13 protein-coding genes and 1 rRNA gene are annotated in these 13399 nt (G+C 65.5%); 2 read left to right on the forward strand and 12 right to left on the reverse strand.

What is annotated here, in order from left to right; all coding sequences use genetic code 11:
• Positions 1-29 precede the first annotated feature (29 nt).
• Entirely contained in the window at positions 30-830 is an 801-nt protein-coding gene (locus KW830_RS10735) for an alpha/beta fold hydrolase (protein WP_218333127.1), read from the reverse strand.
• Between the two features lie 313 nt (positions 831-1143).
• On the opposite strand from KW830_RS10735, the gene KW830_RS10740 reads away from it, so the two are divergent.
• Positions 1144-2154 (forward strand): DMT family transporter, encoded by a 1011-nt coding sequence (locus KW830_RS10740; protein ID WP_218333128.1) that lies wholly within the window; start codon positions 1144-1146, stop codon positions 2152-2154.
• 53 nt (positions 2155-2207) lie between these two features.
• On the opposite strand, the gene KW830_RS10745 is transcribed toward KW830_RS10740, so the two are convergent.
• The 10 genes from KW830_RS10745 to KW830_RS10790 form a co-directional block, all read right to left on the reverse strand.
• Entirely contained in the window at positions 2208-3338 is a 1131-nt protein-coding gene (locus KW830_RS10745; RefSeq protein WP_066539921.1) for an acyl-CoA dehydrogenase family protein, read from the reverse strand.
• A 90-nt stretch (positions 3339-3428) separates the two neighbouring features.
• Entirely contained in the window at positions 3429-4091 is a 663-nt protein-coding gene (locus KW830_RS10750; RefSeq protein ID WP_066539919.1) for an SDR family oxidoreductase, read from the reverse strand.
• Positions 4092-4160: 69 nt separating this feature from the next.
• Positions 4161-4796 carry a pyridoxamine 5'-phosphate oxidase family protein gene (locus tag KW830_RS10755; protein WP_218333129.1) on the reverse strand — a complete coding sequence of 212 codons (636 nt, stop codon included), beginning with the start codon at positions 4794-4796 and terminating at the stop codon, positions 4161-4163.
• A 10-nt stretch (positions 4797-4806) separates the two neighbouring features.
• The gene (locus KW830_RS10760; RefSeq protein WP_218333130.1) at positions 4807-5901 is read right to left on the reverse strand and encodes a hypothetical protein; all 1095 of its coding nucleotides are present in this window, start codon (positions 5899-5901) and stop codon (positions 4807-4809) included.
• Positions 5902-6076: 175 nt separating this feature from the next.
• The gene (locus KW830_RS10765; protein WP_218333131.1) at positions 6077-7261 is read right to left on the reverse strand and encodes an acetyl-CoA C-acyltransferase; all 1185 of its coding nucleotides are present in this window, start codon (positions 7259-7261) and stop codon (positions 6077-6079) included.
• Positions 7262-7320: 59 nt separating this feature from the next.
• Entirely contained in the window at positions 7321-9126 is a 1806-nt protein-coding gene (gene aceK, locus KW830_RS10770) for a bifunctional isocitrate dehydrogenase kinase/phosphatase (RefSeq protein WP_218333132.1), read from the reverse strand.
• An 86-nt stretch (positions 9127-9212) separates the two neighbouring features.
• Positions 9213-9878 carry a carbonate dehydratase gene (gene can / locus KW830_RS10775; protein WP_218333133.1) on the reverse strand — a complete coding sequence of 222 codons (666 nt, stop codon included), beginning with the start codon at positions 9876-9878 and terminating at the stop codon, positions 9213-9215.
• Positions 9879-9923: 45 nt separating this feature from the next.
• Positions 9924-11105, reverse strand: a complete 1182-nt coding sequence (locus KW830_RS10780; RefSeq protein WP_218333134.1) for an isovaleryl-CoA dehydrogenase — start codon at positions 11103-11105, stop codon at positions 9924-9926.
• A 55-nt stretch (positions 11106-11160) separates the two neighbouring features.
• Complete coding sequence (locus tag KW830_RS10785) at positions 11161-11607, reverse strand: PaaI family thioesterase (protein ID WP_255578279.1); 447 nt, start codon at positions 11605-11607, stop codon at positions 11161-11163.
• A 45-nt stretch (positions 11608-11652) separates the two neighbouring features.
• Positions 11653-12078, reverse strand: a complete 426-nt coding sequence (locus KW830_RS10790) for a MerR family DNA-binding transcriptional regulator (RefSeq protein WP_066539884.1) — start codon at positions 12076-12078, stop codon at positions 11653-11655.
• 155 nt (positions 12079-12233) lie between these two features.
• On the opposite strand from KW830_RS10790, the gene KW830_RS10795 reads away from it, so the two are divergent.
• Positions 12234-12998, forward strand: a complete 765-nt coding sequence (locus tag KW830_RS10795) for a class II glutamine amidotransferase (protein WP_218333135.1) — start codon at positions 12234-12236, stop codon at positions 12996-12998.
• 283 nt (positions 12999-13281) lie between these two features.
• Here the strand turns inward: KW830_RS10795 and rrf are convergent.
• Positions 13282-13394, reverse strand: a 5S ribosomal RNA gene (gene rrf / locus KW830_RS10800).
• Between the last annotated feature and the right edge of the window lie 5 nt (positions 13395-13399).

A 13399-nucleotide genomic window follows, 5' to 3' on the forward strand; every position in this document is an offset into this window, starting at 1 on the left:
CGGCACCCGCCACCCCGTGCGCCCCGTCATCAGCCCTGCGGCGCCAGCGTGCCCAGAAAATCCCGCATCGCCGCGTTGACCGGCTCCGGGTGGGTCAGATTGGGGGCGTGGCCGCCCCCGTCCACCTCCACCCACCGGGCGTGCGGCAGCGCATCGGCCATGGCGCGGGCCCGTTCCAGGGGGATGGCGCGGTCCTGCGTGCCGTGGACCACCAGTGCCGGCACGCGGATCTCCCCCATGCGGCCAGAGATATCGTCGCGCGCATCCAGCGTGGCAAAGCTTTGCTGCAGATTGGCCACATCCACCCCCTGCCAGATGCGCTTCCACGCGACGGCACCCTCCCAGCCGTCGCCCAGGATGGTGCGCTCCAGGCCGGTGGCCATGTCGGCGTCCAGCCCCTGCTGCGACCAGCGCGCCACCACCGCCTGGTGGGCCGGCATCTTGGCAGGGTCTTCCTTCAGCGCCTGGGTGTCGATCAGCACCAGGGCCCGCACGCGCTGCGGGTGGGTCAGCGCCGCACGCAGCGACAGATAGCCCCCCTGGGACATGCCCACCAGCACGGCGCGCTCCACGCCCAGGTGGTCCAGCAGCGCCACCAGATCGTTCGCCGAGTCGTAGTAGCTGAACGGCGCGCACTGCCCGGGCGTGGCCGTGGCGCCGTGGCCGCGCTCATCCCAGCTGATGCAGCGCCAGCTAGGGCGGAACGCGGCCACCTGCGGGGCAAACATGCGGTGGTCCATCAGCAGACCGTGAGAGAACACCAGCACCGGGCCACTGCCCCCGGTATCTTCGTAGAACAGGCGCTGACCGTTGACGGCGGCAAAAGGCATGCAATTTCTCCTGTGCGATGTCCAAAGCTGCATGCTGGCCCAGGCCCTGGCGGGCCGCCTCCGTGCCAACCCCGGGGCCACGTCACCGGCAGGACAGTCGTAGCACGCGTGCCGCCGGCGCGCAGGCGCCGCGGCCAATCCCGCACTGCCAGCGTCAGCCCGCAGCCACCGGCCTGCACACTGGCATGCTGCGGCGCAAAATCCCGCCGACCATGTGCCCCTTTCCCTGCCCGCTGCCTGTGGCGCTGCCGCGCCCGGTGTCCCGTCCCGTTCATTGCATTGCAGCACGGCTCCCCACGCCATGAACGCCGGCATGCGATGGGGCACCCTGTGCGGCGTGGCAGCAGGGGCGCTGTGGGGTTTGGTGTTTGTCGTGCCGCTGCTGCTGCCGGACTACCCCGCGCCGCTGCTGGCGTTTGGCCGCTACCTGGCATTCGGCCTGATCACCCTGCCCCTGGCCTGGTGGGACCGTGCCGCCCTGGCGCAGCTGCGCCGTGCCGACTGGCTGCAGGCCCTGCGCCTGGCCGCCATCGGCAGCATCACCTTCTACCTGCTCTTGACCAGCGCCATCCAGCTGGCAGGGGTGCCCCTGCCCACCCTCATCGCCAGTGGCGCGCTGCCAGTGGCGATTGCCGTGGCCTCCAACCTGCGCGCCGGTCGTGCGGCCCTGCCGTGGGGGCAGCTGTTTCCATCGCTGGGATTGATCCTGGGCGGCATTGCCCTGGTCAACCACCATGAGCTGCTGGCCCTGCAGCACAGCAGCGCCAGCCAGCTGGAAAGCTACGGTGTGGGCATCGCGCTGGCCCTGGTCGCCATGCTGTGCTGGACCTGGTATCCCATTCGCAACGCCGACTGGCTGCGCGCCCACCCCGGCGTTTCATCCCGCACCTGGGCGACGGCCCAGGGGCTGGTGACGCTGCCCATGGCGCTGCTGGGTTTTGCGATTTCCTGGCTGTGGCTGCAGCAGGACGGGCTGGGCTTCACCACCCCGCTGGGACCGCGGCCCTGGGCATTTGTCTGCGGCATGTTCGCGGCCGGCCTGGTGGGCTCCTGGCTGGGCGCGCTGTGCTGGAATGCGGCCTGCCAGCACCTGCCCACCACCATGTCGGGCCAGTTGATCGTCTGCGAAACCCTGTCCGCCCTTGCATACAGTTTTGCACTGCGTCAGCAGGTCCCGCCGACCGAAACCGTGGCGGGCATTGCTCTGCTGGTGGCCGGCGTGCTGTGGGCCCTGCACAGCCGGGGAGCGGAGTCCCCCCAGGCGGCGCCCGCAGCGCCGCTAGTGCGCACGCCGCAACACACGGCCACCCAGCCACCGCACTGAAGCGGCCAGAGCCGGCGGCCGCAACACAAGCACCACCGGTGGCTACATCCCGTTCAGGCCAGCGCCCGCTGGATGATGATCTTCTGCACGTCGCTGGTGCCTTCGTAGATCTGGCACACCCGCACATCGCGGTAAATGCGTTCCACCGGGAAATCGCTGACCACGCCATAGCCTCCCAGGGTCTGGATGGCCATGCTGCACACACGTTCGGCCATCTCGCTGGCAAACAGCTTGGCCATGGCGGCTTCCTTCAGGCAGGGCAGGCCGGCATCGCGCAGGCTGGCGGCATGCCAGATCAGCTGCCGGGCTGCTTCGATCTGCGTCGCGCAGTCCGCCAGCCGGAAACCCACGGCCTGGTGGTTGAAAATGGGCTGGCCAAAACTCTCGCGCTCCTTGCTGTAGGCCAGCGCGGCCTCGAATGCCGCGCGCGCCATGCCCACGCTCTGCGCGGCAATGCCGATGCGCCCGCCTTCCAGGGCGGACAGGGCGATCTTGTAACCCTCGCCTTCGGCCCCCACCCGGTGGGAGGCCGGAATGCGGCACTGATCGAAATTGATCTGCGCTGTGTCGCTGGAATGCTGGCCCAGCTTGTCTTCCAGCCGCGCCACCTGGTAGCCGGGATTGCGGGTGGGAACCAGAAAGGCGCTCATGCCCTTCTTGCCGGCGGCCTTGTCGGTGACGGCAATCACAATGGCTACATCGCCGTTCTGACCGCTGGTAATGAACTGCTTGACGCCGTTGATCACATAGTCGTCCCCGTCCCGGGTGGCCGTGGTGCGCAGTGCCGATGCGTCGGAGCCCACATGCGGCTCGGTCAGGCAGAACGCACCCAGCATGGCGCCCTGCGCCAGGGGGCGCAGCCATTCTTCCTTTTGCTGGGCATTGCCGTACTTCATCAGGATGGCGTTGACCGGGCAGTTGGTCACGCTGATGACTGTACTGGTGCCCCCGTCGCCGGCCGCAATCTCTTCCAGCACCAGAGCCAGGCTGATGTAGTCCAGACCCGCACCGCCCAGCTCCTCCGGCACGCAGATGCCGTAGGCGCCCAGGGCTGCCAGGCCTTGGTGCACATCCTTGGGAAAGTGGTGTTCCTTGTCCCAGCGCGCCGCATGGGGGGTGATTTGCTCGCGCACGAAGTCGCGCACGGCATCGCGGATCATTTCCTGGTCAGGGGTCAACAGCATGTTCTTGTCTCCAGCCGGTGTTGTAGTAGGTCGTCAGAGCCAGCGGCTTGTGCTCCGGCCATGCACACAAGCCGACATGGTTTTCAGTGGCTAGCCATCCAGCCGGTGTCCGTTGCGGTGCAGCAGATGGCCGCCGTCCTCGGCCGAAACCTGCGCCAGCGTCTGCACCAGGGCCTGCACGCTTTGTTCGACGGTGATGGTGGCGCCGGGGCCACCCATCTCGGTCTGCACCCAGCCGGGGTCCAGCGCCACAATGCGGGCACGCGGCCACTGCGGCTGGCTGCTGGCCACCACCATGTTCAGTGCGGCCTTGCTGGCGCGGTACAGCCAGGCATCCGGCTCCGCCTCGGTCAGACGCGACATGCTGCTGCTGACCAGTCCGAACACGCCACCCGCGGCCTCGACCAGCGGTGCCACCTGGGGCAGTGCCTGCATGGCGCCCAGCACATTGGTGTGCATGACGCGGTCAAACTCGGGCTGGCTGGGGGGAACGTCGGCGGGCAGATCGCTCCAGACGCCGGCCACGTACAGCGCCAGGTCCACTGCTTCACCGTCCAGCTGCCAGGCCAGGCCGCTGACGCTGGCCGGATCGGCCACGTCCACCACCAGCACTTCGGCGCCTTCGCCCTGCAGGCGGGTTTTGTCAGCGGGATTGCGCACGGTGGCGATCACCCGGTGGCCTTGCGCCACATAGGCCTGCACCAGCCCCAAGCCGATACCGCGCGATGCGCCAATGATCAATACCAAGGCCATGGAGGCTCCTGTAAGAGAGAAAAGAAATGCGGTGGGCGCATCGGCGCCAGCGCCCTAGGTGGGCGGGCTTCAGCCAATGCTGCCCCCGGGTTGCTCGGCAGCGATCTGCACCCGGTAGCGGTGCTCCATCTGCTCCTGCGTTTCGGTGGGGGCGGCCATGCCGATCTGGGCATGGATCATCTGGTTCATCGTCGGCAGCACATTGCGCGCCACCTGGGCCTCGGCCTGCCACAGCCGGGAGCGCATCAGCGCCTTGGCGCAGTGCAGATAGGCCTCCTGCACCTGCACCTCGATCACCAGCTTGGGGTGGAAGTGCGGGCCGGCAAACAGCGCCGTGTAATGCCCTTCGTCACGCAGCTTGGCCGTCCCGTTGACGCGCAGCGTCTCGTTGATGCCGGGCACCATGAACAGCAGGCCGATGCGCGGATCGCGCAGCAGATTGCTCAGGCTGTCCAGCCGGTTGTTGCCGCCGGCGTCGGGAATCATCAGCGTGCGGGGGTCGGGCGCCTTCACAAACCCGGGAGCCCCGCCCCGCGGCGAGGCATCCATCAGGCTGCCGGCGTTGCCCCCGGTGGCGATCACACAGAAAGGCGACAGCGCGATGAAGCGCAGGCAATGCCGGTCCAGATCGACCTGCTGCTTGAGCAAGGCCCGCTCGGCCGGCATGGCGTACAGCTGCCGCAGCTGCTCTTCACTGGTGATCATGGTGCTCCTCCTAGGCCTGATCGGCCTGACGGTCCTGACGGTGGATGGCGCCGTACATGCCCAGGTATTCGCGCCAGGACGGGTCGTATTCCAGCGCCAGCGCCGCTTCCAGACCGGGCGCATGCGCGGCGGCCAGCTGGCGGGCCAGCTGCGCGGCGGCATCCGGGTCGTCCACATAGAAAGCCGCCACCCGGAAGTCCATGCCCTCCATGCGGGTGAACGCCAGAATGCCGCGCTGCTGCCGCAGCAGTTCGGCGTCCAGCGCATCCTGGGCGTCGCGGGCGCTGTCCAGGCTTTCCTGGCTGTCGATCGGGAAGCGCAAGGTCAGGAAATAGGACAGATCGGCGCGGGTGGCCAGGGCATGGGCGCTGTCGTGGAAGGTCAGCAGATCCGGGGCATCGTCTTCGTCGGCATCGCGGGAACGCACTTCCAGCGAAATCCAGCGGTCGTTCTCCTCCTGTGGGAAGCGGTAGGTGCGGCCCAGCGTCTCGCGCTGGAAGGCATCGAACACGGCGGGAAACTGCGACAGCGGCGAGGCCTCAGTAGCGGCTTCCACAAAGTCGACCGGCCCCACGCGCACGGAAAAATCCCACTCGCCCAGCACATGGTCCAGCAGGATGAAAGCCATGTGCCGGGCATGCTCTTGCATGGCGTCCGGCACGGCCTTGGCGAACGCCAGCTCCAGGCCAATGATGCCGCCCGCGTCATAGGGAGCCACCAGCACATCGTCACAGGACAGCTCGAAGTCCTGCATCCCCATGGCAAAGTTGCCGCTGGCCGTGCGGCTGCGGAACGCCTGCACGGTGTAGCCTTCCAGGCGCGGGGCCTGGCGCACCAGGGCCTGGGCGTTTTCAAACTGTTCGATATTGCCGTGGGCCGTGACCACCAGGCGGGCATCGGCCTGGGCCGGCACGCCTTCCAGCTCCAGCGACAGGCCGGGCGCCTGGCGCTTGAGCAGCGCATTGGCCTCTTCGACAAAGGCGCGGCCATCCAGCGCTGCCCAGGCGGCCAGCTGGCCGGAAAATTCACTCCAGAAGGCGGCAATCTCTGGGGCGCTCAAGGGCGCGGCAGCATGGTGGTCGTCTTCGGGCAGTTCTGCTTGCATACGGAAATCCAGGGAAAAAAGGCCGCAGGCAAGGGAAACTGCGCATGCGGCCGGTGGCACATGGGACGACTGTAAAGCAAGCCGCCCTGTGCCCCGCGCCGGGAAGCGGTGTCAAAGCAGCCCCGGGGCGCGCCCCCACCACCCCGGCCGCCCCCATGAACGGCAGGGACGGCACTCACACCAGCTCGATGGCCATGGCCGTGCCTTCGCCGCCACCGATACACAGCGTGGCCAGGCCCTTCTTCTTGCCATGGGTTTGCAGCGCGTGGATCAGCGTGACCAGAATGCGCGCACCGCTGGCCCCGATGGGGTGGCCCAGGGCGCAGGCGCCGCCGTGCACATTGACCTTGTCGTGGGGGACCTTCAGCTCGGCCATCAGCGCCATGGGCACCACGGCAAAGGCTTCGTTCACTTCCCACAGGTCCACATCGTCCACCTTCCAGCCGGCCTTCTTCAGCGCTTTCTCGGTGGCGCCGACCGGGGCCGTGGTGAACCATTCGGGGGCCTGGGCGTGGGTGGCATGGGCCACGATGCGCGCCAGCGGCTTGCAGCCCAGCTGCTTGGCCGTGGATTCGCGCATCAGCACCATGGCGGCGGCGCCGTCGTTGATGCTGGAGCTGGACGCGGCGGTGATGGTGCCGTCCTTCTTGAACGCCGGCTTGAGGGCGGTGATCTTGTCCAGCTTGGCCTTGGCCGGGCCTTCGTCCAGGCTCACGGTCACATCGCCCTTGCGGGTCTTGAGGGTGACGGGGGTGATTTCGGCAGCGAACGCACCGCTCTGTGCGGCTTGCTGTGCACGCTGCACGCTGGCAATGGCAAAGGCGTCCTGCGCCTCGCGGGTGAACTGGTACTTGGCGGCGCAGTCTTCGCCGAAGGTCCCCATGGAGCGACCGGCCTCATAGGCATCTTCCAGACCGTCCAGCATCATGTGGTCGTAGACCTTGTCGTGGCCCATGCGGTAGCCGCCCCGGCCTTTTTTCAGCAGATAGGGCGCATTGGTCATGCTTTCCATGCCACCCGCCACCATCACCTCGCGGCTGCCGGCAATCAGCTGATCGTGGGCCAGGATGGTGGCTTCCATGCCGGCGCCGCACATCTTGGACAGGGTCACCGCGCCGGTGCTCTGCGGCAGACCGCCCTTGAAACCAGCCTGGCGGGCCGGTGCCTGGCCCTGGCCTGCCATCAGGCAGTTGCCGAACAGCACTTCCTCGACCTGTTCGGGCCGGATGCCGGCGCGCTGCACGGCCGCTGCAATCGCGGCACCGCCCAGGTCATGGGCGGCCAGATCGGAAAAATCGCCCTGGAAGGCACCCATGGGGGTGCGGGCGGCGCTGACGATGACGACGGGGTCTTGGTGCATGGTGATCTCCTTGGGTTGTTATGGATATGCGAGGGTGAGCAGAACCGGTGCAGACGGCCTCAGCCGGCGGCGTCGGCGGTCAGACGGCGGGTTCTGTCGTAGGGAAAGACATCGTGCATATGGCCTTGCTGTATGCGTTCCTTGTGGCCTTGCCAGAACGACGGCTCCAGCAGATCGGCGTGGTGGCGCATGAAGACCTCGCGCACGGCGGGGTGGCCCAGCAGAAAGGGGCCGAAGGTCTCGGGAAACACATCGCGCGGCCCGACATGCCACCAGATCTCGCCGGACATCTCGTCCTCTTCGTTGCGTGGCGCAGGCACGGCGCGGAACTGGCAGTCGGTCAGGTATTCGATCTCGTCATAGTCGTAGAACACCACCTTGCCGCCGCGCGTGACGCCAAAGTTCTTCCACAGCATGTCGCCGGGAAAGATGTTGGCCGCCACCAGCTCCTTGATGGCGTTGCCGTACTCGATGACCGAGCGCTCCATGTTCGCCTTGGCGCGCGGGTTGTCCAACCCGGCATCGAAGCATTCCTGCAGGTACATGTTCAGCGGCACCAGACGCCGCTCGATGTAGACGTGGCTGAGGATCACCTCCTGCTGGCCGTCGCCATCGCGGTCGCTGATCTCCAGCTGGCTGGGGGCGAATTCCTGGATCTCGGCAATCAGCGCGTCGGAAAAGCGCTCGCGCGGAAAGGCCACCAGGCTGTACTCCAGCGTATCGGCCATGCGCCCCACCCGGTCGTGCTGCTTGACCAGGCGGTATTTGCTCTGCACCAGCTCGCGCGTGGTTTCTTTCGGGGGCGGAAACTTGTCCTTGATCAGCTTGAACACATAGGGGAAGCTGGGCAGGTCGAACACCAGCATCACCATGCCCTTGATGCCCGGCGCAATGCGGAACTGGTCGCTGGAATGGCGCAGGTGGTGCAGAAAGTCGCGGTAGAACAGCGTCTTGCCCTGCTTGGCCAGACCCAGGGCGTTGTAGATCTCGGCGCGGGGCTTGCGCGGCATCAGGCTGCGCAGAAAGCCCACATAGGCGCTGGGCACGGCCATGTCGACCATGAAGTAGGCACGTGCAAAGCTGAACAGGCCGTGCAGATCGTCCTCGCCGAACAGCGCCGCATGCAGCACCAGCTTGCCGGCGTTGCTGTGCAGAATGGGGATGGCCAGCGGCAGCTCGGTGTAGCCGGTGATGATCTTGCCCACCAGGTAGGCGCCCTTGTTGCGATAGAACAGGCTGGAGAGCACCTGGATCTGGAAGTTGGCCCGCAGCATCAGGCCCTCCAGGCGCTGCTGCACCCGCCCCGTCAGTACGGCGATGTCACGCTCCAGGTCCTCGTACGGACACTGCAGCGCCAGATGCGCGATCAGCTGCTCCAGGGTCTGCGGCAGGGCCTGCAGCGACGCCGGGTAGTAGGCGCGGTAGGCCGGGGCATCGCCGGGGTCGCGGCTTTCCAGGTACTCGGTGCTGACGGCCGGCCGCACAAAGATGAAGTTGTTGTGGAAATGCGTGCGGTGCAGGATCTTGGTGGTGACGGAGTTGAAGAAGGTCTCCGCCAGCTCGGGCTGCAGGTGGTCCACCATCAGCCCGATGTAGTGCAGTTTGACCTGCTGCCACACCGGCATGGGCAGCAGCCCGGCGTGGAACTCCGCCTCCAGACGTTGCACGCATTCGGTGACCCGCAGGTCATAGAAGGCAATGCGCTCGCGCTGGGCGCACTGCTGGCCGTTCCAGTCGGCCTGCTCGAAACGGCGCTTGGCCCGGGCGGATTCCGCCCGGAACAGCTGGTAGTGGCGGTTGAAACCGTCCATCATCGCCTGGGCGATGTCATAGGCCTGGGGGGCATCCAGTCGCTGCGGGAACATACAGATAGCTCGCGGTTCAGGGGTGCTCTACAAAAAGCCCAGGCCCATGCCTCAGGCGGCGGCGCCCAGCCAAGGGCGCCTCGGGATCAGTCGCGCTGGCGGGAAGCCACCATCTCGACTGCCTTCTGGTGCACTTCGTGCAGGCCGCCTTCGCCCGGCACGGTCATGTGCAGGTTGGTGATGTGGCCGTTCTTCAGGCTGTAGCACCAGCCGTGCAGCGCCACCTTCTGGCCGCGGGCCCAGGCGTCCTGCAGCACCGTGCTCTGGGCCACATTCATCACCTGTTCGATGGCGTTCAGCTCGCACAGCACATCATGGCGGTGTTGCACGGGCGTGGCCTTGATCAGTTCGTAGTGCTTGTCGCGCACGTCGCGCACATGGCGGGTCCAGTTGTCGGCCAGGCCCAGGCGCACGCCTTCCAGCGCCGCCAGCACGCCGCCGCAGCCGTAGTGGCCCACGACCATCAGGTGTTCCACCTTCAGGTGGTCCACGGCGTACTGGATGGTGGTCAGCGCGTTCAGGTCGCTGGGCACCACCACGTTGGCCACGTTGCGGTGCACAAAGACTTCGCCCGGCTCCAGGCCGGTGATCTGGTTGGCGGGCACCCGGCTGTCGGAACAGCCGATCCACATGTACTTGGGTTTTTGTTGCGCCATCAGCCCGGTGAAGAAACCGGGGCGGTCGCGCTCCATCTGGGCAGCCCATTCCTTGTTGTGCACAAACAGGTCATCGATGGAGGTACTGGTCGTCATGTGGCGTTCCTTTGTGGTTCTGGGAAACGGCGCCGCCCACCCTGCTCAGCAGGTTTCGGCAAACAATTCGCGGCCAATCAGCATGCGACGAATTTCGCTGGTGCCGGCGCCAATCTCATAGAGTTTCGCATCTCGCCACAAACGACCGAGCGGGTACTCGTTGATATACCCATTGCCGCCATAGATTTGCACGCCCTCGCCGGCCATCCAGGTGGCTTTTTCCGCACACCACAGGATGACGCTGGCGCAGTCCTTGCGCACTTGGCGCACATGTTCGGTGCCCAGCATGTCCAGGTTCTTGGCCACGGTGTAGGCGAACGAACGACCGGCCTGCAGCACGGTGTACATATCGGCCACCTTGCCCTGGATGAGCTGGAACTCCCCAATGCTCTGGCCGAACTGCTTGCGGTCGTGGATATAGGGCACCACGTTGTCCATCACGCTCTGCATGATGCCCAGCGGGCCGCCGGTCAGCACGGCGCGTTCGTAGTCCAGCCCACTCATCAGCACCTTGGCACCGCCGTTGACCTGGCCCAGCACGTTCTCGCTGGGCACTTCCACGTTCTGGAACACCAGCTCGCCCGTGTGGCTGCCGCGCATGCCCAGCTTGTCCAGCTTCTGCGCTATCGAAAAGCCCTTCATGCCCTTTTCGATCAGGAAGGCCGTCACGCCCCGTGCGCCCAGTTCGGGCTCGCTCTTGGCGTAGACCACCAGGGTGTCGGCATCCGGGCCGTTGGTGATCCACATCTTGCTGCCGTTGAGCAGGTAATAGCCGCCCTTGTCCTCGGCCTTGAGCTTCATACTGATCACGTCGGAGCCGGCGCCGGGCTCGCTCATGGCCAGAGCCCCCACATGCTCGCCGCTGATCAGCTTGGGCAGGTATTTGGCCTTTTGCGCTGCGTTGCCGTTGCGGTTGATCTGGTTCACGCACAGATTGCTGTGGGCGCCATAGGACAACCCCACCGACGCACTGGCGCGCGAAATCTCTTCCATGGCCACCATATGGGCCAGATAGCCCATGTCAGCACCGCCATATTGTTCGGACACGGTGATGCCCAGCACACCGAGATCGCCGAACTTGCGCCACAGGTCCATGGGGAACTGGTCGGTACGGTCGATGTCGGCGGCACGCGGGGCAATTTCGCGCTGTGCAAATTCACGCACCGCATCGCGCAGCGCATCAATGTCTTCGCCCAGCTGGAAGTTCAGGCCTGGCAGATTGCTCATTCTTTGTCTCCTGGTGATAGGTATGGCGAGAGGCCGGCGGCTGTTCTGTGCAGCCTTATTTGCCGGCGATGCCGGAACGCCCCTGCACGGCCATCAAGGTGCAGTGCATGGTGGCGGCCAGTTTTTCCGCTCCGTTGTCAATGGCATAGGCCAGGCCTTCGGCCACCACGATGGTGCGCCCCGGCTTCAGCACCCGGCCTTCACAACGGAAGCGCTGGCCTTTGGCGGGGGCCAGCAGATTGGTCTTGAATTCGATAGTCAGCACCCCGGCGTCTTCCGGCATCAGGCTGAAACCGGCATAGCCGCAGGCCGAGTCCAGGGCCGCCGACAGCATGCCGGCATGGATGAAGCCGTGCTGCTGCGTCAGGCCGGGCGCCCAGTCAAAGCTGATGTCCACTTCGCCCGGAGCCAGGTGCGTGAGTTGCGCCCCCAGCGTGCCCATGGCCCCTTGCTGCGCAAAGCTCTCGCGCACCCGGTCCAGGGCGGCCTCGTCTGCGGCCATGGTGTCTCCTGTTCATTCTTTACGTTGACGTTAACGTCAAGTTCGTTATGAGACCTCATTGCCCCCCAGCTTGTCAAGTAGTTGACGCGCTTCCGCCTCATGCTCCATGACTTCTTCCAGGTTTGCCTGCAGATCGGCCAGGCGTTCTTCCAGCTGCAGGCGGTGCGCGCCCAGCACCTGCAGAAATTTTTTCAGCTGCATGCCCGTGTCCCGCGGGCTGTCGTACATGTCGATGATTTCCTTGGCTTCCGACAGCGACAGCCCCAGCCGCTTGGCCCGCAGCGTCAGGCGCAGCCGGGTACGGTCCCGCGGGCTGTAGACGCGGTTGCGCCCGCCGGGGCCGGTGCGCTCGGGCTGCAGCAGCCCCATGTCCTCATAGAAGCGCATGGCACGGGTGGTCAGATCGAACTCTTTGGCCAGATCGCTGATGCTGTAACTCACAGACGCGGAAGGGGAAGACTCGGTATGCATGGGCTCAACAGTACGCGAAACGCCCGATTGTGCCTGTCACCCGTGCCCGCCGGTAGCGGGTCAGCACCCGCCCGCTTTGCTGCACCATTGCGCGCCAATGGCCGCTTTGCAGGTTAGGCTATGCCTCTTTGTATTTGGATTGCCGGAACCGCACCATGTGCCAGCTGCTTGGAATGAATTGCAACACCCCGACGGACGTGCGCTTTAGCTTCAGCGGCTTTGCACAGCGTGCCGGCAACACCGGTGATCACACCGACGGCTGGGGCATCGCCTTCTTCGAAGACAAGGGCTTGCGCCATTTTGTGGACCATGAACGCGCCATCGACTCACCGGTGGCCCAGCTCATCCGCCAGTACCCCATCAAAAGCCAGAACGTCATCGCCCACATCCGCAAGGCGACCCAGGGCGTGGTCAGCCTGCAGAACTGCCACCCTTTTGTGCGGGAGCTGTGGGGACGCAACTGGGTGTTTGCCCACAACGGCGATCTCAAAGGCTTCGCCCCCAAGCTGCATGCCCACTTCCACCCCGTGGGCAGCACCGACAGCGAGCTGGCCTTCTGCTGGATCATGCAGGAGCTGTGGAAATCGCACGCCGGCGTGCCCAGCATCGAAGAGCTCACGCTCACCCTGCGTGAACTGGCCGCCCGCATCGCGCCGCACGGCACCTTCAACTTCCTGCTCTCCAGCGGGGAGGCGCTGTGGGCCCATGCCACCACCCACCTGTGCTACACCGAGCGCCGCCACCCCTTCGCCCAGGCCCACCTGGCCGACGAAGACCTGAGCGTGGACTTTGCCAGCGAAACCACGCCCAACGACCGGGTGGCCATCATCGTCACCAGCCCGCTCACCAAGAACGAGCAGTGGAACACCTTTGAAAAAGGCGAGTTGATGGTGTTTGTGGACGGCCAGCGCCGCATGTGATGCCCGCGCCGTCCCTGGCCGGCACCCGGGCCAGGACCCCGAAGGCGCCGCCGATGCCGAATGCGGCTGCAGCGCTTTCAATTGGGGCCTTTAGCCATTCCCCTGCCCAGATAAATAAAAAAGAGCACGCGCAGCGTGCTCTTTTTTATGGGGTTGTCTGTCTGCAGATAAAAGACTGTGGATTGAATAATGGAGAGGCCTTGGCTGGGCCACATGCATTTCTGCACCGCCAAAAACAAAACCCCCAGCCTCTTGCGAGAGCTGGGGGTGTTGCGCTGTAAGAGCCTGACGATGACCTACTTTCACACGGGAACCCGCACTATCATCGGCGCAAATTCGTTTCACTGTCCTGTTCGGGATGGGAAGGAGTGGTACCAAATCGCTATGGTCATCAGGCATAA

The sequence above is a fragment of the Comamonas sp. CMM03 genome (assembly GCF_019218715.1).
Taxonomy (GTDB): Bacteria; Pseudomonadota; Gammaproteobacteria; order Burkholderiales; family Burkholderiaceae_C; genus Comamonas; species Comamonas terrigena.

What these genes read in the sequence shown, in the direction of transcription:
- KW830_RS10735 (WP_218333127.1), bottom strand. Translation starts at nt 830, where the DNA reads ATGCCTTTTGCCGCCGTCAACGGTCAGCGCCTGTTCTACGAAGATACC.
- KW830_RS10740 (WP_218333128.1), top strand. Translation starts at nt 1,144, where the DNA reads ATGCGATGGGGCACCCTGTGCGGCGTGGCAGCAGGGGCGCTGTGGGGT.
- KW830_RS10745 (WP_066539921.1), bottom strand. Translation starts at nt 3,338, where the DNA reads ATGCTGTTGACCCCTGACCAGGAAATGATCCGCGATGCCGTGCGCGAC.
- KW830_RS10750 (WP_066539919.1), bottom strand. Translation starts at nt 4,091, where the DNA reads ATGGCCTTGGTATTGATCATTGGCGCATCGCGCGGTATCGGCTTGGGG.
- KW830_RS10755 (WP_218333129.1), bottom strand. Translation starts at nt 4,796, where the DNA reads ATGATCACCAGTGAAGAGCAGCTGCGGCAGCTGTACGCCATGCCGGCC.
- KW830_RS10760 (WP_218333130.1), bottom strand. Translation starts at nt 5,901, where the DNA reads ATGCAAGCAGAACTGCCCGAAGACGACCACCATGCTGCCGCGCCCTTG.
- KW830_RS10765 (WP_218333131.1), bottom strand. Translation starts at nt 7,261, where the DNA reads ATGCACCAAGACCCCGTCGTCATCGTCAGCGCCGCCCGCACCCCCATG.
- aceK (WP_218333132.1), bottom strand. Translation starts at nt 9,126, where the DNA reads ATGTTCCCGCAGCGACTGGATGCCCCCCAGGCCTATGACATCGCCCAG.
- can (WP_218333133.1), bottom strand. Translation starts at nt 9,878, where the DNA reads ATGACGACCAGTACCTCCATCGATGACCTGTTTGTGCACAACAAGGAA.
- KW830_RS10780 (WP_218333134.1), bottom strand. Translation starts at nt 11,105, where the DNA reads ATGAGCAATCTGCCAGGCCTGAACTTCCAGCTGGGCGAAGACATTGAT.
- KW830_RS10785 (WP_255578279.1), bottom strand. Translation starts at nt 11,607, where the DNA reads ATGGCCGCAGACGAGGCCGCCCTGGACCGGGTGCGCGAGAGCTTTGCG.
- KW830_RS10790 (WP_066539884.1), bottom strand. Translation starts at nt 12,078, where the DNA reads ATGCATACCGAGTCTTCCCCTTCCGCGTCTGTGAGTTACAGCATCAGC.
- KW830_RS10795 (WP_218333135.1), top strand. Translation starts at nt 12,234, where the DNA reads ATGTGCCAGCTGCTTGGAATGAATTGCAACACCCCGACGGACGTGCGC.